Here is a 440-nt window from a genome sequence, read left to right as displayed (position 1 = left end):
CGTCCGGTTACGAGGCTGGACTCGAGGTGGCTGCCGCAACGGACGTCACCGCGGTGGTGGCGGCGAACGACCAGATGGCCATCGGCGTCATCCGTGCATTGCACGATCGAGGCATCTCCGTCCCGGACCATGTCAGCGTGTTTGGCTGGGACGACACTCCGGAATCGAAATTCCACATTCCCTCCCTGTCCACGGTGCACATGGACCTTGAGGCACTCGGTGCCCGCAGCATGGCCGAGCTGACGGCACGGATCCGCGGCGAACAGCCACCCGCCAACCCCCTGGTGCTTCCGCCCATGGAACTGATCTACCGGGAATCAACAGGACCGGTCCGCAGCTGACCCCGGGAACCAGTGCCGGGAAAGCAGGGCCATACTGGGAACTGACACTCCTCATGAAAGGCGCATCATGTCCGATCCGGAGCTTGAGCTGCTGAGGCA

At 63.6% G+C, this 440-nt stretch carries 1 protein-coding gene; it reads left to right on the top strand.

The annotated features are described in order from the left end of the window. Nucleotides 1-341, top strand: a 341-nt coding sequence (locus P2Q66_RS20645; RefSeq protein WP_275731163.1) for a substrate-binding domain-containing protein, incomplete at its 5' end; no start/stop codon positions are given. Nucleotides 342-440 lie beyond the last annotated feature (99 nt).

Origin of the sequence: Arthrobacter sp. Cr_A7, from assembly GCF_029222765.1 — a bacterium.
In the GTDB taxonomy this organism is placed as follows: domain Bacteria; phylum Actinomycetota; class Actinomycetes; order Actinomycetales; family Micrococcaceae; genus Arthrobacter.
This window is presented reverse-complemented; position numbering and strand designations above follow the sequence as displayed.